Genomic DNA, 21,871 nt, shown 5'->3' with positions numbered 1-21,871 from the left:
GAGGGCAGTCATGCAGGAGCTGTGGAAGTGGGCCAATCTGACCGTCGCGTTCGCCGCGGAGGTGGGCGCGCTGGTGGTGCTGGGACTGTGGGGCTGGCGCGTCGGCGACAACACCGTGGTGAAAGTCGTTCTGGCGCTGGGCATCCCGTTGGCCGCCGCGGTGGTGTGGGGAATGTTCGCGGCGCCGAAGGCGAGTTTCGATATTCCGCTGCTCGCGGTGATCACCAAGATCGTGGTGTTCGGAGGCGCCGCGGCCGCGCTGTGGGGGCTGGGGCACCGGGTGGCCGCGGTCGTTTTCGCGGGCATTGTGATCGCGAATCTGCTGGCGATCAAACTGGGCCACCTGAATTCGTAGCGCGCCGACCCGGAATCCGGGCCGGCGCGTACGGTCACGGCACGACTTCGAAGACGTCGCCCGGATTGACGTAGTCGTAGAAGGCCTTGGCGCCTTCGGGCGTCATCCGGATGCAGCCGTGGGACTGCTCCTCGATCGGTCCGATGTGGGTGGCGATATCGCCGTTGAAGAAGACGGCCCAACGCATTTCGGCGTTGTGCATGGTGCTCCAGTGGTACGGCTCCTTGAACGCGACGTGGAAGGTGCCGGGCGGTGTCTCATACCCGGGCCGCCCGTGCGAGATGGGGGTCGGGCCGTAGACCACGCGGCCGTTGTCCATCAGCCAGCCCTCGTTGGTCGACAGCCGCAGGCACGCGCGCGCCGCGGCCGAACAGGGCGCCGAGATCTGGCCCGGCGGGGAGGGTACGAGTTGCGGAATGCCGGGGATGTCGGGGCCGCCGGGCCACACCGGGTCGGCGCCCGCGGGCAGCGTGACAGCGAATCCGGCGGCCGCGATCGCCGTCGCGGCCGCCGCTCGGATCGTCCATCGGGTGATGCTCGTGCAGTTCATATGCGTCCGACCTCTCTACCCGGCCCGCTGTCCGGCCGGGCCGGGCGGCGGGCACATTCGTCGACAAGCTGGGACGGCACCGTAGGCGACCGATGTGTGCTCGATCACAGTGCATAGTTGATCATTGTGACCTGCCGAGCGCGCAGATGGTACGGAAGAATCCGCGTTGTTATCACAAATCGGGCAGGCCGAGTTCCAGGTTGGGTGCGGCGATACCGCCGTCGATCTCCAGAATCTTGCCGGTGATATAGCTGCCCGCGGGCGAGCAGAGGTAGACGATGCCGGCCGCGATATCGGTCGGATCACCCAGCCGATGCAGCGGCGTATCCGCCTCCATCTTCGCCTTGACCTCGGGATTCTGTGCCACGACCTCGAGTGCGGAGGTCAGCACCGAACCAACCGCGATGGCGTTGACCCGGATCCGCGGCGACAGATCCGCGGCGGCCAGCCGGGTCCAGTGCACGAGCGCCGCCTTGGCCGTGCCGTAGGCGAGGAAGCCGCGCCCGGGCGCCCGGCCCATCATCGAGGAGATGTTGACCACCGAGCCGCCCTGGCCGGCGAGCATGTGCGGAACCGCCGCGCGGGTGAGGGCGTGCGCGGTCGAGACGTTGAAGCGGAAGGCCTCTTCGAGGAATTCCGGCGAGGTGGTCAGGAAGGTGTTCGGCATGGTGCCGCCGACATTGTTGACCACGATGTCGATGCGGCCGAACTCCGTGGCGGCGGCGTCGGCCAGTGCCGTGACGGCGTCGAGGTCCGATAGATCGCAGGCCACGGCGAGGGCGCGCCGGCCCGTCGCGCGGATCTGCTCGGCGACCGCGTCCAGTTGTGACTGCGTGCGCGCGGCGATCGCCACATCGGCGCCCGCCTCGGCCAGGGCGAGGGCGGTGGCGGCGCCGATACCGCGGCCGGCGCCGGTGACGACGGCGACCCGGCCGTCGAGTCGGAATTTGTCCAGGATCATCGCTAGTCCTCTCGTTGGGTGTCCTCGCAGTGTTAAGAATTAGTTCTTAACTGTCAAGGACTAGTACTCAATTCGCTGGTAGGACGTATCGTACTCAGGGTGGAAGCAGTAAGTGCCCGGGAGCGGTTGATGATGGCGGGGGAACGGTTGATCGCCGAGCGGGGATATCTGGTCCCGCTGCGCGATATCGCCGCCGCGGCCGGGCAGCGCAACAACTCGGCGATCCCCTATCACTTCGGCTCGCGCGACGGACTCGTCGAGGCCGTGGTGCAGCAGCGGCTGGCGACCCTGGAGGTGCGCCGGCTGGAGTTGCTGGCGCAGCGGCCGGCCGCGACCGGCGACGATGTGCACACGCTGCTCGACGCGCTGGTCATCCCCATGTTCGAACTGGGGGCGCGGAACGAGAATTCGTATTACGCAAGGTTTCTCGAACAGATCCGCACCCATCCGGCGGTGTCGGACGCGGCCAATCTGGACAGCGCCGAGCGGACCTCGGTGCGGGTGATCGTGGGTGGGCTGGACCGCGCGCTCTCGGACCTGCCACCACGCTTGCGGCATCGCCGGCTGCGCAGTCTCACCACGGTGCTGTTCGCGCTGCTGGCCGACCACGAACGGGCCGTCGAGGCGGGCCGGATCGCCGCCGACGACCGCGAGGCCTGGGACCAGGTCATCGATATGCTCGCCGGCACTCTCACCGCGCCGGTCACGACGCGGGCCCGGTGAATATGTGACGATCGGGCCATGCACATCGACGCGATCGGATTCGCCGCTCCGATACCGGTATTGCGGATCTACGACGTCGGCCTGGCCTACGAGTTCTACCGGGACTTCCTGGGTTTCACCGTGGACTGGGAGCATCGGTTCGGCGCGAATTTCCCGCTGTACGCGCAGGTTTCGCGCGCGGCGGCCCGGCTGCATCTCAGTGAGCATCACGGCGACGGCACTCCGGGATCGGTGGTGTGGATCGCTGTGGACGATATCGACGCCTGGCAATCCGAGTTGGCCGCGGCGGAATACCGGTTCGCCAAACCCGGGCGCCCGGACGACGGCCCCGGCGGCCGGGGTTTCGCCGTGACCGACCCGTTCGGCAACATCCTGCGATTCGCGCAACCGGCCTGAACCGACATCCGGCGGCGGGGTGACGGCTGGCGGCTCACCCGTACCGCCGATTACCGTGAACACTGTGGATATCGCGCGAGAGCTGCCCGGCGAACGGTCGGTGCCGCGCACCGGATGGCGTACTCAGGGCGGGCCGCTGCTGGCGGCCGGTGCGGTGATCGCCGCGGCTACGGTGCTGCACTTCCGCGATCCGCACAGCCCGGGGGCGTACGGGATCTGTCCGTTCTACGCGCTGACCGGATGGTGGTGCCCGGGATGCGGTGGATTGCGCGCTGTGCACAATCTCACCGAAGGACGGGTGCTCGACGCGCTGCACAGCAATGTCTTCGTGCTTCCGCTGCTGCTCACCCTCGCACTGTGGTGGGGACGGTGGGCCCTGGGCCGCTGGCACGGCAGAGCCGACACCGCCTTTCCGTTCACCCTTCGTGGCCAGGCGCAATGGTGGTTGATCGGGCTGCTCGTGGTGTTCACCCTCGCCCGCAACACCCCCTGGGGTACCTGGTTGGCCCCGGTCTAGGCGGGCATGCTGGAAGCATGACCCAGGAAATCGCTGATTCACTGAAGGCTCGGGTGCGCGAGAAGATGCTGCGCCAATTGAACGAGGACGGCGCGCCGGACCCCGAGCAGGACGACCCGCGCCAGATCGCGATCGAGAAGGACCTCGAGGCCATCGAGTCCGTTCCCGACGGCGATCCGCTGATCGAGGAATTGGCCGCCCGCTACCTGGTGCCGTGAATCGGATCGCGCTGGATCAGAGTGTGCACGGCGCCGCGCCGTGCGCCGCCTCGGTCAAACCCGGCCGGGTCTCCGGCAGGGGCGACCACTGTCCGCCCGCATACGTGTAGTTCCACGCAGCGCCGTCTCGAACCAATCGACGCAGCGCCTCGAGCAGTCGATCCACATCCGCGACCGACGTGCCCAGGCCGACGCTCGCGCGCACCGCGCCGTCGACGCCCAGCCGGTGCAACAGTGGATGAGCGCAGAATCGCCCGTCGCGGACGCCGATGCCGAACTCGGCCGACAGATACGCCGCGACGCGTCCGGGCTCGAACCCGTCGACGGTGAACGCCACGATGCCCACACCGTCGGCGCTGTCGGAGAAGATTCGCAATTGCCGCACTCCCGCAACGGTTTCCAGTCCGTCGCGCAGGCGGCGAATCAGGTGGTGTTCGTGCTCGACCACGGCTTGTTCGTCGAGAGCGCTCAACGTTTCGCAGGCCGCCGCGACGGCCGCCGCGCCCAAGACGTTCGGTGATCCCGCCTCGTGCCGCTGCGGTGCGGGCGCCCAGTGCGCCTGTTCGGTGGTGACGGCGGTGACCGCTCCGCCCCCCGCCAGATACGGCGGGGCCGCGTCCAGCCAGTCCCGCCGACCCACCAGCACACCGGCGCCGAAGGGCGCGTACAGCTTGTGCCCGGAGAAGGCCAGATAGTCGATGCCGGTTCCGCCGGATTCCGCGAACGCCTGCAGGTCGATTCGGCGGTGCGGGGCCAGCTGCGCGGCATCGACCAGGATGCGGGCGCCGTGCCGATGGGCGAGCGCGGTCAGTTCCGCCAGCGGCAGCACCTCGCCGGTCACATTCGACGCCCCCGTAATCGCAAGCAGCGCAGCCGGTTCGGCGCACAGCTCGGCCTCGATCCGGTGCAGCGTCTCCGCGATCGTCTCGGCGGCGGGGACCACCCGGCGGCCGCGGCGCGTCCAGGGCAGGAAGTTCGCGTGATGCTCGATATCGAGCACCACAGTGTCGCCGGGAACGCAGCAGGCCAGCAGATTCAGCGAGTCGGTGGTGTTGCGGGTGAACACCACGACCTGGTCGTCGGCGCAGTTCACCGCCCGGGCCACCGAAACCCGTGCCGCCTCGTAGCAGTCGGTGCTGATGCGGGAGGCGTATCCGGCGCCGCGGTGCACGCTGGCGTAATAGGGGAGCAGCTCGTTCACACGGTCGGTGACCTGGGCCAGGGCGGGGGCGCCGGCGGCGTAGTCGAAGTTGGCGTAGGTACGGAAACCGCCCTGTACCAACGGAACTCGTAGATCGCACCCGGAGACCCGCGCGATCGGTTCACCGGTGCGGCAGGAACGGGTGCCATTGCCGGCGCAGTCCGACGCCGAGCAGGTGCAGGCGGTGCCGGAGCGGGAGGCGCAGCCTCGGTGAGAGCAAACCTGTTCCGGGACAACGGTTTCGGCGGTGGCGGCGGCAATTGTCGAGACAGCAGTACGCATCGGGACGATCCCTTTGTTCAGGGACTCCGGATGTGGAGGGTGATCGGAGTCCGCGCTTGCCGTGCTCGGTCGAGCAGCGGCCAGGTCGTCACCCGGAGCACCCCACCGCGGAGGAGGGTTGCCGACCAGCTAGCCGGGGCTTGACGCTGGTACTCGTGACCTGAGCCGAGATTGGCAGAATTCGCCGGGCATTGTCAAGCGCCGACATCCGGCGAGAAGGTGCGCCGCGCCGCCCGGCAATCGTGAGATGCGTGAAACAGCTTGTGGCTCAGTCCAATCCGGCCGGGCGATGATAGGTGCCGTTGTAGTACAGCAGCGGGTTGCGCATCGGTTCGCCAACGGTGTCGTCGTGTACGCGGGTGACCAGTCCGACGACCAGAGTGTGGTCGCCGATGGGGATCAACCGGTGCACCGTGGCGCGCACCCAGATCGGGGTGCCGTGCAGCACCGGCTCGCCCGTGTCGAGCGTCGACCACAACTCCGGGTCGGCGAAACGCTGTTCGGCGGCGCGCGAAAACCGCTGTGCCAGATGCTGTTGATGTTCGCCGAGGAAGTGCACGACGACCGAATCGGCCTCGGTCATCGCGTCGATGGACGAGGAGGTGTGCGCGATGTTGAACGAGATCAACGGCGGATCCAGCGACAGCGAGGCGAAGGAGGTGGCGGTGAATCCCACCGGGCGTTCCGGCCGGCTCAGGGTGACGATCGTCACTCCCGCGGGGTAGTGGCGCATGGCGGCTCGGTACTGCGCTGCGGTGACGCCGTCGTGCTGAGGTCGGAGATGCTCGGGTTCGAGATCGGCCAGCTCGGCGTCGGGTCGCTGGGAACTGCTCACGCTTCCAACCTACGTCGTGCCCGCTCTCCCGCAATCCCGACCGCTGTTCCGGTGCCGCCGAACTGCCCCGATACGCTGTACGAATGAGTGATTGGAAGGCTTTCGACGTCGAGCGCACCGGTCACGTCGCGCGAGTGACGCTGACCGGACCCGGCAAGGGCAATGCCATGGGCCCGGATTTCTGGAGCGAGTTGCCGCTGATCTTCGGCGAGCTGGACGCCGACCCGGAGATCCGCGCGATCGTGCTCACCGGTTCCGGTAAGCACTTCTCCTACGGTCTCGATCTGCCCGCGATGAGCCCGACCTTCGGTCCGCTGCTGGCCGAAAAGGCCCTGGCCGCACCGCGCACAGATTTCCTCTACGAGATCCGGCGCATGCAGGCCTCGGTGACCGCGGTCGCCGACTGCCGCAAACCCGTGATCGCCGCGATCTCCGGCTGGTGCGTGGGCGGCGGACTCGATCTGATCGCCGCCGCGGATATCCGTCTGGCCAGCGCGGAGGCCAGCTTCAGCCTGCGCGAGGCCAAGGTCGCCATCGTCGCCGACATCGGGTCGCTGCACCGGTTGCCGGGCATCATCGGCGAGGGCCATGTGCGCGAGCTCGCCTACACCGGCAAGGACATCGACGCCGCGCGCGCGGAGAAGATCGGCCTGATCAACGACGTCTACCCGGACCAGGAGGCGGTACTGGCCGCCGCGCACACACTGGCGGAGGAGATCGCCGCGAATCCGCCGCTGGTCGTGCAGGGCATCAAGGACGTGCTCGATCAGCCCAAGGCCGGCAAGGTGGCCGACGGGCTGCGGTACGTGTCGGCGTGGAACGCGGCCTTCCTGCCCTCGGAGGATCTGACCGAGGCGATCCAGGCCGTCTTCGAGAAGCGCAAGCCGAACTTCCAGGGCAAGTAGCGCTCGAGCCGGCGGCCTGCCGACACGGCTGCCGAATCGGCGAGAGCGCCCGCGGGACGCATACGCCCGCGAGCGCCCTCGCTCGGTAGGGATGCCCGGCGGCCCGGCGGCGCGGGTCGCCGGCGGCACTCAGTGCCCGCCCTGCTCCTGCAGCCGCTTGAACGCCTCATCGGCGAGAGTCTCGGCCTTGGCCCGGCCGTCCCAGCCGTCGACCTTGACCCACTTGCCGGGCTCGAGGTCCTTGTAGTGCTCGAAGAAGTGCTCGATGGCCTTGCGCTCGAACTCCGGGATGTCGTTGACGTCCTGGATGTGATCCCAGCGCTTGTCACCGGCCGGAACCGCGACGACCTTCTCGTCGCCGCCGGCCTCGTCGCTCATCAGCAGCACACCCACCGGACGGGCCTCGACGATCACGCCGGGGAACACCGACTCGGGCAGCAGCACCAGGCAGTCCAGCGGGTCGCCGTCGGACCCCAGGGTGTTCTCGATGTAGCCGTAGTCGGCCGGGTAGACCATCGGGGTGTAGAGGTAGCGGTCCAGCCGCACCCGACCCGTCTCGTGGTCGACCTCGTACTTGTTGCGCTGCCCCTTGGGGATCTCGATGGTGACGTCGAACTCCACGTAATCTCCTTCGTCCGATGCGTATGCGTTGATGCGGTACGGCTGCTCGCCGGCGTGTGCCGCGGCCGACTCGCCGACCGGTTCGGTGGCCTGCCGACTCGCCAGCTCGTTCGGTGGAACGCCGGCGAGGTGAGGATAGTGTGGTCGATGCGCGCATGGGTGCGGCAGGGAGCGTCCGCCTCACACGGGTGAATAGGGAGACAGCTGTCACGTGGTAGGTCGAGGTAGGAAGAACATCGGTGGGCTGGCCGCTCGCCGACGCCGCAATATGTGGGTCGCGGTGCTGGTCGCAACCGTTGTCGCCGTCGTCGTGGCCACGGTCGCCCTGGTGACGGTGCGCCCGTGGACCGAGGAATTCCGGCACGGGGGTTTGACGATAGCCGCACCCCCGGCCCCCGTGAAGCCTTTTCCGCAGCTGAATCCCGCCTCGGCGAGTGCGCCCGAACCCAGCCGCCAGGGCCTGGCCGATGCCCTGTCGCATGTGGCGACCAGTCCGGACCTGGGCAATTTCGCCGGATCGATCTCCGACCCCGACACCCGCGCCACGCTGTGGAGCGCCGATCCGGACAAGCCGATGATCCCGGCGTCCACCCTCAAGGTCATGACCACGGCGGCGGCCCTGCTGGTCCTGCCGCCGGACCATCGGCTCACCACCCGGGTGGTGGCCGGTGCGGCGCCCGGTGAGGTGGTGCTGGTCGGCGCCGGCGATCCCACCCTGACCGCGCAGGCCGACGGCAAGGGGTACTACCCGGACGGGCCGAAGTTGTCGGATCTGGTGGCCCAGATTCGTGCCGCCGGCCATTCGGTCGACACGGTCGTCGTCGACACCTCGCTGTATTCGGGCCCGACCTCACCGGCCGGCTGGGATCCGGCCGATATCGCGGGCGGTTCATGGGCGCCGATCGAACCGGTGATGATCGATGGCGGTCGCCTCGACCCGCTCGTCGAATATTCGCCGCGTTCGGCCACTCCCGCCTTGGACGCGGGTCGCCGGCTGGCGCTGGAGTTGGGCGCCGATCCCGCGAAGGTACGGCTGGGCAAGGCCGCGCCCGGCGCCGCCGAACTGGCCCACGTGGAATCCGCGCAGCTGCGAGACCGGTTGCGGGACATGATGATTCACTCCGACGATGTGCTCGCCGAGACGATCGGCCGGGAGATCGCCGCGGCGACCGGTGGTGAGCAGTCGTTCGCCGGTGCCGCCTCCGCCACCTTGACGGCGTTGAAGGCGGCGGGTTTCGACACCGCGGGCGTCACCCAGATCGACAACAGCGGACTGTCCACCGACGACCGGGTTCCGGCGCGATTGCTCGACCGGATCATCGCCGAGTCGGCCGCGTCCGCGCGGCCGGGCGGTGCGGATCCGGGCGGGACCGCCGCGCCCTCGGTCGTCGACACCGGTGACAGCGCCGCGGTCGCCTCTCCGCTGGCGCCACTGCTGGACTATCTGCCGGTCGCCGGTGGTACCGGATCGCTGGCCGTGCGGTTCGTCGACGGCGGTCCCGAACGCACCGGAGCGGGCTGGGTGCGCGCCAAGACCGGAACTCTGTCCGTGTCGAGCGCGTTGGCTGGGTATGTGTTGGATCGCGACGGCCGGGTCATGACCTTCGCGCTGATGTCGAACGATCGGCCCCCCGAGGCCAGCCGCCCGGCATTGGACGCCGTCGCCACCACGCTTCGCAACTGTGGATGCTCCTGACGGGTGGAAATGCGATGACCGGATCCGGTGACCCCGCCGATGGCCGTACCGCCGACGATGCCGCGGTCGCCGGTCGCGAACCCGTGGAGGTGGCGACGAACTCGGCCGCGAAGCGCTCGGTGCTGGCCGGCTCGGTCGATTGGCAGCTGGCCGCACGCGCCGGTAGCGCCGTCGTGCCGTCCGGTCCCCGCACCACGCGGTATTCGGCCGAACAGGTCGTCCAGGAACTGTCCGAGGCGTCCGTGCGGGCCGAGGGCCCGGTGCGCGAGGTGAGTCTGCTGCTCGACGACCAGCCCGTTCCGCAGGCCACGATCGTCGATCGCCGCGGCTGGATCCGCGCGGCCGCCGAATCCATGTCCGAACTCACCGGGTCCGCCGACGACGAGCGCGGCCGTTTCGCCGGGAAACCGGCCGGTGTCCAGGCCGGGGCGATGCTGGCCTTCCTGTCCACCGCGATCCTCGGCCAATACGACCCGTTCAGCGGGCCGGACGGCACCCTGTTGCTGGTCGCCCCGAACATCATGGCCGTGGAACGCGCACTCGGCGTCTCGCCCAGCGACTTCCGGCTGTGGGTGTGCCTGCACGAAGTGACGCATCGGGTGCAGTTCTCCTCGGCGCCCTGGCTGGGCGACTACATGAAGCGCAACGTCGACACTCTCGGCGCCGTCGGCGACGAATCGGTGAACGAGGTGCTGACCCGGCTGATGGAGGAGTTACGCCGCCGGCGCGACAACGGTGTCAGCGACGATCCGGCCGATCGCGGGATCCTCGGCCTGCTGCGCGCCACCCAGCCGCCGCCGCAGCGCGAGGCGCTGGACCGGCTGCTGATGCTCGGCACGCTGCTGGAGGGCCATGCCGACCACGTGATGGATGCCGTCGGCCCGGCCGTGATTCCCACCGTCGCGCAGATCCGCGAGGCCTTCGATCAGCGCCGGCGGCGCCCGGCCAATCCGGTCCAGCGTCTGTTACGTGCCCTGCTCGGCGTCGACGCGAAGGTCGCGCAGTACGTGCGTGGCAAGGCGTTCGTCGACGAGGTCGTCGGCAAGGTCGGCATGCAGCGGTTCAACACCGTCTGGACCGACGCCGACACCCTGCCCCGCCCCGACGAGATCAGCACCCCGCAACGATGGATCGACCGAGTCCTGGGATGAACCCGGCGGATCTGCCCGCAGAGGCGCCGGGAACGGATCCGGTGTCGGCGGCGCAGATCCGATCGCCCGACGATGCGCAATCGCCGTCGGCGTCCGAGCCGGTCCGACTGGGCGCACAGGAGGCGCGGGCAGTGGACCCGGCGCGGTTGCCCGAGACCCGAGCCGTCTTGGTCATGCGGCACGCGGTGCGGGATTGGCTTGTGCGGCACGCGCCGGAGGGCGTGGTTGCCGTCGCGCTCTCCGGCGGGGCGGATTCGCTCGCACTGACGGCTGCGGTGGTGGCCGAGGCCGCGGCGGTCGACGCGCTCATCGTGGATCACGGGCTGCAGGACGGGTCCGCGGAGGTCGCCGCCGAGGCGGCCGCCGTCGCCCGGCGACTGGGATGCCGATCCGCGCGGGTGTGCCGGGTACGGGTGAGCGGTGCGGGTGGCCCGGAAGCCGCCGCCCGGGAGGCGCGCTACCGGGCACTGGACGCGGCGCGCGACGGGCTCCCGGTGTTGTTCGGGCACACCCTCGACGACCAGGCGGAAACCGTGCTGCTCGGATTGGCGCGCGGATCGGGTCCGCGTTCGATTCGGGGGATGACGGAATTCGACGAGCCCTGGGGCCGGCCGCTGCTGGGGGTGCGGCGCGCGGTCACTCGGGAGATGTGCCGGGATCTGGGCCTGGTGCCGCACGAGGATCCGCACAACGCCGCCCCCGAATTCACTCGTGTCCGGCTGCGGACCGAGGTGCTCCCGCTGCTGGAAGAGGTCCTGGGTGGGGGTGTGGCGCCGGCGCTGGCTCGCACGGCCGCGCACCTGCGCGAGGACGGCGAGGCGCTCGATGCGATTGCCGATCGATTGCTGATCGACGCGCGTGATGGTTCGTCACTGTCGGTCGAGACACTCGCCACGGTGCCGTCCGCGATTCGTCGGCGTGTCATCCGGGCCTGGTTGCTCGACGGCGGTGCAAAAGCCTTGACGGACAGGCATTTACGCGCGGTCGAGTCCTTGATTACCGAGTGGCACGGCCAGGGCGGCGTCGCGGTCGGCGGAGGAATGCCGGGGATCAGGTTGGTTGCCAGGCGCGAACGTGGCAGGCTGACGTTGGCGTTCGCACGATAACGACCCGAAGGGAAGCCAGCACACGTGTACGGGGACGACATAGCGTCGGTGCTGATCACCGAGGAGCAGATCCGAGCCAAGGTCGACGAGCTGGCCGAACTGATCGCGAAGCGATATCCCCCCGACGCGCCCGAGGGTGATCTGCTGCTGGTCGGCGTGCTCAAGGGTGCGATCTTCTTCATGACCGAGCTGGCGCAGGCGCTGCCGATCCCGACGCAGATGGAGTTCATGGCCGTCTCGTCGTACGGGTCGTCCACCTCGTCCTCGGGTGTGGTCCGGATTCTGAAGGATCTGGACAAGGACATCGCCGGGCGCAACGTGCTGATCGTCGAGGACATCATCGACTCCGGTCTCACGCTGTCGTGGCTCATGCGAAACCTCTCCAGCCGCAACCCCGCCTCGCTGGAGGTGGTGACGTTGCTGCGCAAGCCCGATGCCCTGCGCACCCACATCGAGGTCGCGCACGTCGGCTTCGACATCCCGAACGAATTCGTCGTCGGGTACGGACTCGACTACGCCGAGCGTTACCGCGATCTGCCCTACATCGGCACCTTGAACCCGCGGGTCTACAGCGCCTGAACTGGGCACATGACCGAATTGGTGACCGAATTCCGCCGGGCTGTGGCGAAAATCACCGTTTGAAGATGTTCCCTGCGCAATCGCTATCGATGGAAGTTGCTGGTCGGCCCGGATAGTGGGCCGTCTCGGCGGCGGAGATCTACGCGCTGCGCCGAAAGTGACATCACCGCTGGTCGTCGCACGCGGTGAAGCCGTTTCATCGGCTCTCGGCGACGACAGTCGCGTTCGCTGGAAATTTTCCGAGGCGATTGTGCTGGAGTTATGGCGTAGCCCTATGCTGTCGGTAACAAACCGTTTGGCTGTTTCTGACCCTCTATTCGGACTCGAAGGTCTAAAGCGGCTGGATTTCCAAGACCGATTCTGATAGCAAGGTGCTATGGACCCGCATTTGCGCGACCTGCGGTACTTCGTCGCCGTCGCTGAGGAACTGCATTTCACCAATGCCGCCCAGCGGCTGCACATCGCTCAACCCACCCTGTCGCGGCAGATCCGCCAGCTCGAGCGTCAGCTCGACGTGGTCCTGTTCGATCGCAATCAGCGCAGCGTGGCGCTGACCGTCGCCGGTAAAGAGCTGCTCGAGGGCGCCCGCCGCATCCTGGAGCTCTGGGAGGTCACCAACGTGGCTCTCCAGGAAGCCGGCGAGGTGTTGCGGGTCGGTATCCAGAGTTCGATCGGACGCGGTCTGATCGCCGAACTGGAAAGCGCCAGCGGACATCGGCTGGCGCTGCATTCGGCGTCGTGGACCGATCCCTCCAGCGGCCTCGCGGGCCGGCAGGCCGATCTGGCGTTGATGTGGCTGCCGGTGCCCGATTCCGGGCGCTACCGCTGGCAGGTGCTGCGCACCGAGGCGAGGTGGGTGCTCCTCCCGGAGAATCACCGGCTGGCCGATCAGGAGACGATCGAATTCGCCGATCTGATCGACGAACCGTTCATCGCGATGCCCGCTGAAGCCGGTGCGGCACGCGACTTCTGGCTCGGCGGCGACGCCCGCGGCGGCCGTCAGGCCAAGATCGGCGGCGAGGCCGCCACGGCCGAGGAGCGGCTCGAGGCTGTCAGCCTCGGACTCGGGGTCTGCCTGCTGGCCGAGAACAACGTGCCGATGTATCGATGGCCCGGGCTCACCGCCCGCCCGGTCGCCGGCCTCGCGCCGTGTGAACTCGCGATGGTGTGGCGCGCGGACGACGACCGGCCGACCATTCTCGATTTCGCCAATCGCGTTGTCGCCGGGGGCTTCTCCGTCGTCGAAGACGACCGATAACGCGACCGAACGATAGGCGCGGTCAGGCGGTGCGTTGCCAGGGCTGGGCCGCCTCCAACTGGGCGGCCAGCCGGAGCAGCGTCGATTCACTGCCGGGTGGCCCGGCCAGCTGCGCCGCCACCGGCGTCCCGGTGCGCGGATGCAGTCCCATCGGGACGCTCGCCGCGGGCCAGCCGACCAGATTCCACAGCGGCGTGAACGGCGAGAAGCGAACGTTGGCAACGACATTGGCCAGCCAGCCGCGGGCGTGCCAGTTGCGTGCCGCCGGAGCGGGGGCGGCCAGGGTCGGGGTGATCACCACATCGTGCTGCTCGAAGAAGTCGAGCAGCCGCGCCTCGAGCCGATCGACCTGATTCGGCCGGACCAGACCGGCCTTCAGCACCGCCCGGCCCAGCGCGATATGCACGCGGCTACGGCGTTGCAGCAGTTCCGGATTCGCCACCGCACCCGCCTCGCGCGCCGCATTGGCCAGCCAGCGCCACGCCAGCGCGGTGGTGGCGCCCTGGTAGGGCAGTGCGGCGGGAGCAACGCCGTGACCGGCCTCCCCGGCGAGCCGGGCGGCGGTCTGCACGGCCGCCGCCCAATGCTTGTCCACCCGTACCAGTGGGGACGGCGATCCCGCCGCGATCGCGATGCGCAGCGGCGTCGGCGGTTCCAGATCGGCCAGGGCGGGCCGGTCGGCCAGCACCGAAAGCATGAGTGCCGCATCGGCCACCGTGGTCGCGAGCACTCCGTTCTCGGTCATGCCGCTCCAAGAGTCGACACCGACCTGGGCCGGGACCACGCCGCGCCCCGGCTTGATGCCGAATACGCCGCAGCACGCGGCGGGTATGCGCACCGACCCGAGTCCGTCGTTACCGTGGGCCACCGGCACGAGTCCGGCGCCGACCGCGGCGCCCGACCCACCCGAGGAGCCGCCGGCGCTGTAGCGAATATTCCACGGAGAACGCACAATTCGCTCGGGCGTGTCGGAGGTGCCCCAGAGCCCGCCCTCCGGCATCTCGGTCAGGCCGACCACGACCGCGCCCGCAGCGCGCAACCGTCGCACCACCGGATGATCCGAGCCGGCGGGGACGCCCGACCCGGCGCGCGAACCCGCGGCGGTGATCTCACCGGCCACATCGATGTTGTTCTTCACCGCGACGGGAACGCCGGCCAGCGGGAGGATGTCGAGATCCGCGCGGTCGGCCAGGGCCCGGCTCTCGGCCCGTGCCCGCTCCGCGCGGACGGTGTGGAAGGCGCCGACTCGCGTATCGCCCCCGGCGATGCGATCCAGCGCGGCGTCGACGACCTGCCCGGCGGTGACCAGACCGTCGCGCACCGCGGCGGCGATCGCGGTGGCGGTCGTCAATGCTGCCGGGTTCGGGGCGGTCTCGGCGGTGTCCGCGGCACCGCCCACGAGGAGCGGCTCATCGTCAGCCAGCCGCGGGGGCGCGTCGGGGCGCTGGGCCGGGTCCGCCGACTGCCCTGTGTCGCCGGGGTGCTCATGGGGTGTGGCCTGTGCCTTCACGGTGGCCGCGTCCTCCGCCGGAACTGCGGCGGTGGGCGATCGCGACGGGTCGGCCGGGGCGGTCGCCTCGGCGTCGGCAGGGGAATCCTGCTGGAGCTCAACTGTTTCGGATTCGGAACCGGAGGCCGGATCCGCTGGTTCCGTACCGGTGGTTTCGTCTGCGTCCACTGCTACCTCCCGGGTGGCGCGCGAGACGGCGTTCGATATCGCGTCGGCTAGTGCGGTGCCCTCGTTGTGCATATGTCAAAGCCCCCGTCGCGTTTGTGGTCGATATGGGCTGTTTCGATGTTGTCGCGCAAGTTATCACTTTCGGCGATGCACACCGTCGATGATCACAGGGCGTGGCGGATGGTGCCGCGAAACCACGACCGCGTCGACGTCGAATGCACGGTGGCCGCGGCGCCCACTGGACACCGCGGCCGGACAGCTCGTTTCGCTCCGCGCTATTCGGTTCCGCTGCGGACCCGTTCCTCGTACGCCTTGCGGGCCGCCGAATCGACGTCGCCGAGGAAGGTCTGCTGCGCGCCCAGGGCACGCCCGATCGCATCGCCCACCGATTCCGGCAGCAACCCGACCACCTGCGAGATGGCGCCGGCCACCCTGGTCACGCGCACCTTCGACTTCGGCGCCACCAGGAGTTTCGCGATGGCCTCGGCGATCTCCTCCGGCTCGGCCGGGCGCATCAGCTTCGGCGCCGAAACACCCGATCCCAGTTCGGTGTTCGTCAGCGTCGGCAGCACCGAGGAGAACGACACGCCGGTATCGCGGTACTCCTCCCGCAGCGTGTCGGTGAAGCCCAGGACCGCGTGTTTGGTGGCGTTGTAGGTCGCCAGGCCGGGGATGTGGGTCTCTCCGGCGAGGGAGGCGATGTTGATGATGTGGCCGCTGCGCCGCGGCAGCATCCGGGCCAGCGCCAGCTTCGAGCCGAGGATGACGCCGTAGACATTGATGTCGATGATGCGGCGGGTCAGCGCATCCGGTTCGTCGACCACCTTGCCGGTGGGCATGATGCCGGCATTGTTGATCAGCACATCGATCGGGCCGAGCGCCCGTTCCACCTCGTCGAGGAAACTGCCGAACGACTGCTGGTCGGTCACGTCCACTCGGCCGTAGTGGTCGAAATCGTGGTCGGTGCCGGACTGTTTGACGGCCGTCTCGTCCACGTCGCCGATGGCGATCTTCGCGCCGAGTTGCTGCAGCCGCGTCGCGGTCGCCAGGCCGATACCGCGGGCACCGCCCGTGATGACGACGACCTTGCCGTTGATCTTGCCGAAGTCGGTCACTTCTTCCCTCCGACCGTGTCGAGCATGTCCTTGATACCCAGCCGGCGCATGCCACGCGCACCCGCGGCGCGCATCGCGGCCAGCGCGAATCCGAGTTTGGTGGTGTTGTACGGGAACCACATGAGTTCTTTTTCCTGCGTGGGCAGGATCGGCACGGTGATGGCCTGTTTGCGGCAGTATTTGCGCACGCCGTCGGCGCCGCCCCAGCGCGCGCCCACACCGGACTGCTGCCAGCCGCCCATGGGCAGCGCGAAGCTGAACATGTTGGCGAAGACGTCGTTGATATTCACCGCGCCCGCATTCAGTTGACGCGCAATGCGTTCCCCGCGCGCCTTGTCGCCGGTCCACACCGACGCGGACAGGCCGTAGATCGAATCGTTGGCCAGCCGAACGGCTTCGGCCTCGTCGGCGACCTTCATCACCGGGATGGTCGGGCCGAAGGTCTCCTCGGTCATACAGCTCATCGAGTGGTCGACGTCGGCCAGCACGGTCGGCTGGTAGAAGGTGCCCACACCGGTGGCCTTGCCGCCGGTCACGGCCCGCGCACCCTTGGCGATCGCATCCTCGACGTGGTCGGTGACGATGGATTTCTGCGCGTCGTTGGCCAGCGCGCCGACGTCGTATTTCGGCTCCCGGCCGTCGGCGCCCTGCCGCAGTTCGCGCACGTGCGCGGCCAGTTTCTCGACGAAGGTGTCGTAGATCGGCGCCTCGACGTAGACCCGCTCGACCGAGATGCACACCTGCCCGGCGTTGAACAGGCCGCCGAACGCGACGCCGTAGGCGGCGCGGTCGATATCGGCATCGGCCAGCACGATCGCCGGATCCTTGCCGCCGAGTTCCAGGCTGTAGGGGATGAGCCGCTCCACGCAGGCGGCGGCGATCCGCTTACCCGTCTTCGTCGACCCCGTGAACTGCACGTAGTCGACGTTGTCGACGACCGCCGCACCCGTCTCGCCGGCGCCGGTCACCACGGCCAGCACCGGCGGCGCACCGATTTCGGACCAGCCGCGCGCCAGTTCCAATGCGGACAGCGGAGTCACCTCGGAAGGCTTGAGGACGACCGCCGCACCCGCGGCCAGCGCCGGAATCACGTCGATCACCGGCATCGCCAGCGGGAAGTTCCACGGCGTGATCACGCCGACCACGGGATAGGGCCGGTAGGCGGTGGTCAGCTTCTTGACCCGGGCCAGCGGGCTGTGCGGGGAGGGATGTTCATCGGAGAGGAATTTGCCTGCGCGCCGGGCGTAATAGCCGGTGAGGTCGACCGAGAAGCTCGGATCGATCAGCGCGTCGACGCGGGCCTTGCCGGTTTCCGGCTGCAGCACATCGGCGAGATGATCGGTGTGATCGATGATCCAGTCCTGCAGCTTCAGCAGCCATTCCTTGCGGCCCTCCGGCCCGATGGCCTCCCATTCGGGCTGGTAGAGCCGCAATTCGCGCACCTTGGCGGCCACCGCGTCGGCCGATTCGGCGGGGACGGTGCCCACCAGTTCGCCGGTCGCGGGGTTGCGTACCTCGATCTCGGTGGCCACCGCGGTCGCGACCGCCGTCGCCTGCTGCCCGGACGAGGGGGCCTGCTCGGCGGCGGCCGGTGCCGATTTCTCGGCGGCCGCGGCGCGCGACTTCGCAGGGGTGGTCGACTTCGCGGCCGGGGCGGACTTGGCCGCCGACTTCGCGGGCGTCTTCTTGGCCGCGGTGCGGCCTGCGGTCTTGCGGGCGGCCGGCTTGTCGGCGCCGGTCGGCTTCCCGGCCGTGGATTCGCCGGGTGACGGTTCGGTATTCGGCACGATGCTGTCTTCTCCCCACGTGCGCTGCGCTGCGAACGGTTGACATTGTGAATCACTTCACTGATCTATGATCGTGTCACAATGAATCGCGCGCTGCTTGGTCTTTGCGGTCAAGGACTCGCCCGGAATTTGGCATCAAAGCACAACTTTTCGCCGCCGGTGACAGGTGGTCGGCGGCCGCGGAACGAGATCGTGTGACGGAGGGGGATCGGTGATGGCGACAGCTGCGTCCGATGTGGCGGTGCGGCAGTGGATGGCCGATTTCGTCGCCGAGACACTGCGCGGGGAGACCCTCGAACAGATGGTGGCCCGGCTCGACGCGCAGATCATCGGCCGCGTGCCGGAGCTGACCGATCGTGATCTGCGCCGCGACCTGGAATCCAGCACCCGGGCGCACGCCCTGGCGGTGCTCAGCGGTCTCACCCAGGACGCGATGGACTACGCGGTTCCCGAGCAGGCACACGCGTTCGCGCGCACCCTGGCCCGCCGTGGCTACGACCTGCGGTTGCTGCTGCGGGTCTACCACGCCGGCCAGGAGGCCGCGAACGATTACATGACCGAGGTGATCGACGAGCGCCGGCTGCCCGAGCAGTTCGAACGCTCGGCGTTGATCCGGCTGTTCGAGCGCTCCACCCGCTGGGTCAACACCTCCGTCGAGGCGCTGACCGACACCTATATGCAGGAGCGGGAGCGCGGTCTGCGCGCGGCGCTCAACCAGCGCACCGAAATCGTGCGCACCTTGTTGTCGGGCGAGGATGTCGACGCCGACTACGCCTCGGCGCGGCTGGGTTTCCGCCTCGCGCAACGCCAGGTCGCAATCGTGCTGTGGACCGATCCCGCCGCGCGCGGGGCCGCTGCGTTGCTGTCCGCCGCGGCGGACGGGTTCGCCGGCTGGATCGACACCCCCGGCGCGGGCGACGGCGAGGATGCCCCGACCGGGCTGCCCGGGAATGCAGTCGCAGGAAACGATGGCCGCGCGGGGGAGCGTGCGCCGGGTGACGACCGGCTGGCAGGCGGCAGCGACGAACTCGGGCGGCTGGAACGTACGGCCACGCGCCTGGCCAACGCGCTCGGCGGGGTCGGAGTCCTCACCGTCCCGGCCGGATCGGCGGCGCTGTGGGCATGGATCGCGGCCGATGCCGAGGCGGTCGCGGCAGTCGCGGCGGATATCGTCGCCGCCCCGATGCGCCTCACACTGGGTTCGTCCGGGACGGGCGTAGCGGGGTTCCGGCAGAGCCACCGCGAGGCGATCGCGGCTCGGCAGGTGGCCGAGCGCGCGGCCGTCGAACTCGGCCGGGTGCTGCCGTACGCGCAGGTCGAACCGGCATATCTGGCCGGTGCGGACGTCGCGGCGATGCGTGCGCTGATCCGGCGGGAGCTCGGACCGCTGGCCGCGCCGGATGCGAGTTCGGCGCGGCTGCGCGAGACGCTGCTCGCCTATCTGCGCTGCCACCGCAGCCCGGAGGGCGCGGCGGCGCGCCTGGGCGTGCACAAGAACACGGTCCGCTACCGCGTTCAGCGCATCGAGGAAACGCTCGGGCGCCGCATCGAGGAATGCGGGCTGCGACTAGAGCTCGCGCTGGAATGCGTCGCGGTCTACGGGGTGTGAGCGCTCAGACCCGATCCCCGGTCGCGCGCAGCGGCGGTTCCGCCGCCGCGGTCACCGGATGGTCGGGCAGTTCCGCCAGCAACGTCGTCGTTGCCGCCGCCACCGCGGCCACCGCCTTGTCGAAGGCCGGTTTCGTGACATACGACAGACCGGTCAGGCCACCCACCTTCCGCACGTATTCCTGTGCGGCAGCAAAGATTTCCTGCTCGGTGGCACGGGGTTCGAGCCCGCGCAGCACGGTGATGTTGCTCATGGCGCCGAGAGTAGCCCTAGGTAGGGGCTTGCGGCGCCCGATGAAACGGCAAATGTGAAAAATGTGTGTATCGGACTGCGGCGAAGCGTCCAGAAGCCTCGAAATCCGCGTCTCGCGCGCCCGGATCGGTGAACGCGGCGAATCGTGCGGGTCACAGTCGACACGGCATCGGGAGATAATCGAACTCCCGCATCGCCGATACGACACAATCGGAACTATGGCTGCCCGCGACATGCCGACCCTGACCACATTCCCCTACCCGGAACTGGACGAGCGCGAGGACGATCACTGGTCCGGCGCTCAGGTTTCCGACGACGAATTGCGCGCGCTGTCCCTGGGGGCGTTCTATTCCGCCCGCTGGGACGCGTTCCACGACGCGCTCTTGCTCGGGCCCGAGCGGGAACATCCGCTCGGCGACCGCCGCGAACTGGCCATCGACACCCTGACCGGAGCCTGGGGAATCACCGACGGGACCGAGGCGATGGCGTCGATGGAACAGCTGCTCGAAGGGATGCACGCGCCGCTGTACGCATTGGTCCATCCGCTGGTCAACGCGGCCCTCAACTCGCCCGAACGCGACCGCTTCGGTGAACGCGCCGATCGGCATCGCGCGTTCCTTCGGCAGGTCGGGGCGTTCCGGGGAATGGACAATCCGGAGGCGCTGGTTCGCGACTACGACATCTGGTCCCAGGCGATCAAACTCGATCTGACCGGCCATCTGGTGCAACCGCTGCCGGCCGATATCCAGGCCTGGGACCTCGCCCGGGTGGTGGCGGTGGCACGGATGGCCTTCACCGCCGGCTACCTCGAGACCGATACCGCCTGGGATTATGTGATGCGCGCGCTGCCGCCGGCGCAGAAGCGCTACCGCAATTGGCGGCAGTTCGGCGACGCCTATCTCACCGGCTGGACCTACTGGCAGGCCTGTGAGGATCTGGCCGAACTCAAGTCCGGCGGCACCGATCGGCGGCTCGAACTGGTCCGACTATGGATGCGGCCGACCAGTCCGTGGCGGCGCATCGCACTCCAGGGGGAGTAGCGCGTCTCAGTCGGGGAGCGAGCGCAGGATCCCGCGGCCGTAGCGCTGGAACTGCGCATCGTCGACCATCGCCAGTGAATGACGCTCGACCAGCAGTTCCCACTCCGAATACAGCTGTGACACACCGGGGTCCGGCGGCGCTACGGCGCCGTCGGCGGACTCGCGCTGAATCGCGAAATTCACCGCGCCGACGATCCGATCGGTATCGGCCCGGTCGGTCCCCAGAAAACTCAGCGTCCGGTTGCCGTCGGTGAGGTCGATGCCGTAATCACCACCCGGCTCGTCGCCCGAACCCTTGCCGACCTCGGCCGAGATCAGCGCGGAAACCGGCATCTCGTGCGCGTAGCGGGGAGTGGATCCGATCGAGAGCAGCAGCACCCGCTCGGTGGTGACGGCCATGAGCCCGCGCCCCCGTCCGGCCGGCGGGACCGCGGTGACCATCGCCGTCTCCAACATGAATTCCTCGGGTGTGACCATCGTGTGCAGCGCTCCGGCGGCCGCGCGGGTCTCGCGCCGCGGCGCCATCCGCCGGACCGCGCGGTCCACGTCGGCCCGGGTCGGTCCGGTTTTGCCCCAGACCGGCGCGGGAGGCACCAGATCGGGTGCCGACATATCGATGCGCTGGGTGGACAGGATCTGGGAGTTGATCCGCTCCACGATCACGGTCGCGGCCGGTACGTCGTGTTCGGCGATCAGCACCGGGAGCGGGGTGCGGTCGGCCGGGACGCCGGTGAGGACCGGACTCGGATAACGCAGATAGATCTCGATCACGACGGCGTCGTCGGCGCGCCGGTTCAGCCGGACCTTGAGCAGGTCCGACACCGGTACGTCGAGCACCCGCTCGCCATCGGTGCCCGGCCGCAGAACCTGGAGTCGCCCGCCGCCGTGGCGCAGTATCGCTGTGGGTGTCCTTAGCTCGACTATGTCCATACCCCCTGCGTTCGTCCTGTGTTGTCGCTCACAATAGGTCGTGCATGCCATGATTGGGACCACTTGGACGGACACCGTGAGGTGATCGCCCGATAGGCCGGGAACC

Annotated in this window: 23 protein-coding genes and 1 riboswitch; of the genes, 13 read left to right on the top strand and 10 right to left on the bottom strand. The window is 68.9% G+C overall.

The annotated features are described in order from the left end of the window. The first annotated feature begins 10 nt into the window (after window positions 1–10). Entirely contained in the window at window positions 11–355 is a 345-nt protein-coding gene (locus IG65_RS0124890; RefSeq protein WP_030517376.1) for a YrdB family protein, read from the top strand. Window positions 356–389: 34 nt separating this feature from the next. Here IG65_RS0124890 and IG65_RS0124885 read toward each other — a convergent pair whose 3' ends face one another. Together IG65_RS0124885 and IG65_RS0124880 are read right to left on the bottom strand one after the other, a co-directional pair. Next, complete coding sequence (locus IG65_RS0124885; protein ID WP_051756816.1) at window positions 390–905, bottom strand: L,D-transpeptidase; 516 nt, start codon at window positions 903–905, stop codon at window positions 390–392. A gap of 172 nt (window positions 906–1,077) precedes the next feature. Continuing rightward, entirely contained in the window at window positions 1,078–1,866 is a 789-nt protein-coding gene (locus IG65_RS0124880; protein WP_030517374.1) for an SDR family oxidoreductase, read from the bottom strand. Between the two features lie 99 nt (window positions 1,867–1,965). Between IG65_RS0124880 and IG65_RS0124875 the strand changes: the two genes are divergently transcribed. The 4 genes from IG65_RS0124875 to IG65_RS0124860 all read left to right on the top strand — a co-directional run bounded on the left by IG65_RS0124875 (window position 1,966) and on the right by IG65_RS0124860 (window position 3,720). Next, entirely contained in the window at window positions 1,966–2,589 is a 624-nt protein-coding gene (locus IG65_RS0124875; RefSeq protein WP_156055755.1) for a TetR/AcrR family transcriptional regulator, read from the top strand. Window positions 2,590–2,607: 18 nt separating this feature from the next. Continuing rightward, window positions 2,608–2,985 (top strand): glyoxalase superfamily protein, encoded by a 378-nt coding sequence (locus tag IG65_RS0124870; protein WP_030517372.1) that lies wholly within the window; start codon window positions 2,608–2,610, stop codon window positions 2,983–2,985. Between the two features lie 64 nt (window positions 2,986–3,049). After that, window positions 3,050–3,502: a DUF2752 domain-containing protein gene (locus IG65_RS0124865; protein ID WP_051756812.1), complete on the top strand. Its 453-nt coding sequence runs from the start codon at window positions 3,050–3,052 to the stop codon at window positions 3,500–3,502. Between the two features lie 29 nt (window positions 3,503–3,531). After that, complete coding sequence (locus tag IG65_RS0124860) at window positions 3,532–3,720, top strand: hypothetical protein (protein WP_030517370.1); 189 nt, start codon at window positions 3,532–3,534, stop codon at window positions 3,718–3,720. Window positions 3,721–3,736: 16 nt separating this feature from the next. Here the strand turns inward: IG65_RS0124860 and IG65_RS0124855 are convergent, their stop codons facing one another. Both IG65_RS0124855 and IG65_RS0124850 read right to left on the bottom strand, forming a co-directional pair. Beyond that, window positions 3,737–5,038 (bottom strand): aminotransferase class V-fold PLP-dependent enzyme, encoded by a 1,302-nt coding sequence (locus IG65_RS0124855; RefSeq protein WP_036525640.1) that lies wholly within the window; start codon window positions 5,036–5,038, stop codon window positions 3,737–3,739. 212 nt (window positions 5,039–5,250) lie between these two features. After that, a riboswitch (SAM riboswitch) is annotated at window positions 5,251–5,364 on the bottom strand. 107 nt (window positions 5,365–5,471) lie between these two features. Beyond that, window positions 5,472–5,936, bottom strand: a complete 465-nt coding sequence (locus IG65_RS0124850; RefSeq protein WP_081879746.1) for a flavin reductase family protein — start codon at window positions 5,934–5,936, stop codon at window positions 5,472–5,474. 185 nt (window positions 5,937–6,121) lie between these two features. Here IG65_RS0124850 and IG65_RS0124845 point away from each other — a divergent pair, with 185 nt between their 5' ends. After that, window positions 6,122–6,943: a crotonase/enoyl-CoA hydratase family protein gene (locus IG65_RS0124845; protein WP_030517367.1), complete on the top strand. Its 822-nt coding sequence runs from the start codon at window positions 6,122–6,124 to the stop codon at window positions 6,941–6,943. A gap of 129 nt (window positions 6,944–7,072) precedes the next feature. Here IG65_RS0124845 and ppa read toward each other — a convergent pair whose 3' ends face one another. Further along, window positions 7,073–7,564 (bottom strand): inorganic diphosphatase, encoded by a 492-nt coding sequence (ppa, locus tag IG65_RS0124840; protein WP_030517366.1) that lies wholly within the window; start codon window positions 7,562–7,564, stop codon window positions 7,073–7,075. A 268-nt stretch (window positions 7,565–7,832) separates the two neighbouring features. Here ppa and IG65_RS0124835 point away from each other — a divergent pair, with 268 nt between their 5' ends. The 5 genes from IG65_RS0124835 to IG65_RS0124815 all read left to right on the top strand — a co-directional run bounded on the left by IG65_RS0124835 (window position 7,833) and on the right by IG65_RS0124815 (window position 13,354). Further along, a complete protein-coding gene (locus IG65_RS0124835; RefSeq protein ID WP_081879740.1) occupies window positions 7,833–9,260 on the top strand; it encodes a D-alanyl-D-alanine carboxypeptidase/D-alanyl-D-alanine-endopeptidase in 1,428 nt (475 codons plus the stop codon). A 14-nt stretch (window positions 9,261–9,274) separates the two neighbouring features. Continuing rightward, window positions 9,275–10,411 (top strand): zinc-dependent metalloprotease, encoded by a 1,137-nt coding sequence (locus IG65_RS0124830; protein WP_081879739.1) that lies wholly within the window; start codon window positions 9,275–9,277, stop codon window positions 10,409–10,411. Between the two features lie 173 nt (window positions 10,412–10,584). Continuing rightward, window positions 10,585–11,517 carry a tRNA lysidine(34) synthetase TilS gene (tilS, locus tag IG65_RS0124825; RefSeq protein ID WP_051756826.1) on the top strand — a complete coding sequence of 311 codons (933 nt, stop codon included), beginning with the start codon at window positions 10,585–10,587 and terminating at the stop codon, window positions 11,515–11,517. A 24-nt stretch (window positions 11,518–11,541) separates the two neighbouring features. Then, window positions 11,542–12,096: a hypoxanthine phosphoribosyltransferase gene (gene hpt / locus IG65_RS0124820; RefSeq protein WP_030517362.1), complete on the top strand. Its 555-nt coding sequence runs from the start codon at window positions 11,542–11,544 to the stop codon at window positions 12,094–12,096. A 376-nt stretch (window positions 12,097–12,472) separates the two neighbouring features. Next, complete coding sequence (locus IG65_RS0124815; RefSeq protein ID WP_030517361.1) at window positions 12,473–13,354, top strand: LysR family transcriptional regulator; 882 nt, start codon at window positions 12,473–12,475, stop codon at window positions 13,352–13,354. Between the two features lie 22 nt (window positions 13,355–13,376). Here the strand turns inward: IG65_RS0124815 and IG65_RS0124810 are convergent, their stop codons facing one another. The 3 genes from IG65_RS0124810 to IG65_RS0124800 all read right to left on the bottom strand — a co-directional run bounded on the left by IG65_RS0124810 (window position 13,377) and on the right by IG65_RS0124800 (window position 17,679). Next, window positions 13,377–14,753, bottom strand: a complete 1,377-nt coding sequence (locus tag IG65_RS0124810; RefSeq protein ID WP_369801585.1) for an amidase — start codon at window positions 14,751–14,753, stop codon at window positions 13,377–13,379. 554 nt (window positions 14,754–15,307) lie between these two features. Then, complete coding sequence (locus IG65_RS0124805) at window positions 15,308–16,147, bottom strand: SDR family oxidoreductase (protein WP_030517359.1); 840 nt, start codon at window positions 16,145–16,147, stop codon at window positions 15,308–15,310. Continuing rightward, a complete protein-coding gene (locus tag IG65_RS0124800; protein ID WP_036525638.1) occupies window positions 16,144–17,679 on the bottom strand; it encodes an aldehyde dehydrogenase family protein in 1,536 nt (511 codons plus the stop codon). The genes IG65_RS0124805 and IG65_RS0124800 overlap by 4 nt, the downstream gene beginning before the upstream one ends. Before the next feature lie 469 nt (window positions 17,680–18,148). Between IG65_RS0124800 and IG65_RS0124795 the strand changes: the two genes are divergently transcribed. Further along, window positions 18,149–19,543 carry a CdaR family transcriptional regulator gene (locus IG65_RS0124795; protein WP_030517357.1) on the top strand — a complete coding sequence of 465 codons (1,395 nt, stop codon included), beginning with the start codon at window positions 18,149–18,151 and terminating at the stop codon, window positions 19,541–19,543. A gap of 4 nt (window positions 19,544–19,547) precedes the next feature. Here IG65_RS0124795 and IG65_RS0124790 read toward each other — a convergent pair whose 3' ends face one another. Further along, window positions 19,548–19,796 (bottom strand): DUF2277 domain-containing protein, encoded by a 249-nt coding sequence (locus IG65_RS0124790; RefSeq protein ID WP_030517356.1) that lies wholly within the window; start codon window positions 19,794–19,796, stop codon window positions 19,548–19,550. 217 nt (window positions 19,797–20,013) lie between these two features. Here IG65_RS0124790 and IG65_RS0124785 point away from each other — a divergent pair, with 217 nt between their 5' ends. Further along, entirely contained in the window at window positions 20,014–20,835 is an 822-nt protein-coding gene (locus tag IG65_RS0124785; protein WP_030517355.1) for a DUF1266 domain-containing protein, read from the top strand. A gap of 6 nt (window positions 20,836–20,841) precedes the next feature. Here IG65_RS0124785 and IG65_RS0124780 read toward each other — a convergent pair whose 3' ends face one another. Further along, a complete protein-coding gene (locus tag IG65_RS0124780) occupies window positions 20,842–21,765 on the bottom strand; it encodes a hypothetical protein (protein ID WP_030517354.1) in 924 nt (307 codons plus the stop codon). Between the last annotated feature and the right edge of the window lie 106 nt (window positions 21,766–21,871).

Source organism: Nocardia sp. NRRL WC-3656 (genome assembly GCF_000720265.1).
Classification (GTDB): domain Bacteria; phylum Actinomycetota; class Actinomycetes; order Mycobacteriales; family Mycobacteriaceae; genus Nocardia; species Nocardia nova.
The sequence above is the reverse complement of the archived record's forward strand: the minus strand, read 5'-3'. Positions and strand labels throughout refer to the sequence as shown.

Bases quoted from the DNA above. Each gene is read 5' to 3' on its own strand.
- IG65_RS0124885 (WP_051756816.1), bottom strand. From the start codon at position 905: ATGAACTGCACGAGCATCACCCGATGGACGATCCGAGCGGCGGCCGCG.
- IG65_RS0124790 (WP_030517356.1), bottom strand. From the start codon at position 19,796: ATGAGCAACATCACCGTGCTGCGCGGGCTCGAACCCCGTGCCACCGAG.
- IG65_RS0124785 (WP_030517355.1), top strand. From the start codon at position 20,014: ATGGCTGCCCGCGACATGCCGACCCTGACCACATTCCCCTACCCGGAA.
- IG65_RS0124850 (WP_081879746.1), bottom strand. From the start codon at position 5,936: ATGCGCCACTACCCCGCGGGAGTGACGATCGTCACCCTGAGCCGGCCG.
- IG65_RS0124870 (WP_030517372.1), top strand. From the start codon at position 2,608: ATGCACATCGACGCGATCGGATTCGCCGCTCCGATACCGGTATTGCGG.
- IG65_RS0124890 (WP_030517376.1), top strand. From the start codon at position 11: ATGCAGGAGCTGTGGAAGTGGGCCAATCTGACCGTCGCGTTCGCCGCG.
- IG65_RS0124815 (WP_030517361.1), top strand. From the start codon at position 12,473: ATGGACCCGCATTTGCGCGACCTGCGGTACTTCGTCGCCGTCGCTGAG.
- IG65_RS0124880 (WP_030517374.1), bottom strand. From the start codon at position 1,866: ATGATCCTGGACAAATTCCGACTCGACGGCCGGGTCGCCGTCGTCACC.
- IG65_RS0124795 (WP_030517357.1), top strand. From the start codon at position 18,149: ATGGCGACAGCTGCGTCCGATGTGGCGGTGCGGCAGTGGATGGCCGAT.
- IG65_RS0124830 (WP_081879739.1), top strand. From the start codon at position 9,275: ATGACCGGATCCGGTGACCCCGCCGATGGCCGTACCGCCGACGATGCC.
- IG65_RS0124780 (WP_030517354.1), bottom strand. From the start codon at position 21,765: ATGGACATAGTCGAGCTAAGGACACCCACAGCGATACTGCGCCACGGC.
- tilS (WP_051756826.1), top strand. From the start codon at position 10,585: ATGCGGCACGCGGTGCGGGATTGGCTTGTGCGGCACGCGCCGGAGGGC.
- IG65_RS0124845 (WP_030517367.1), top strand. From the start codon at position 6,122: ATGAGTGATTGGAAGGCTTTCGACGTCGAGCGCACCGGTCACGTCGCG.
- IG65_RS0124835 (WP_081879740.1), top strand. From the start codon at position 7,833: ATGTGGGTCGCGGTGCTGGTCGCAACCGTTGTCGCCGTCGTCGTGGCC.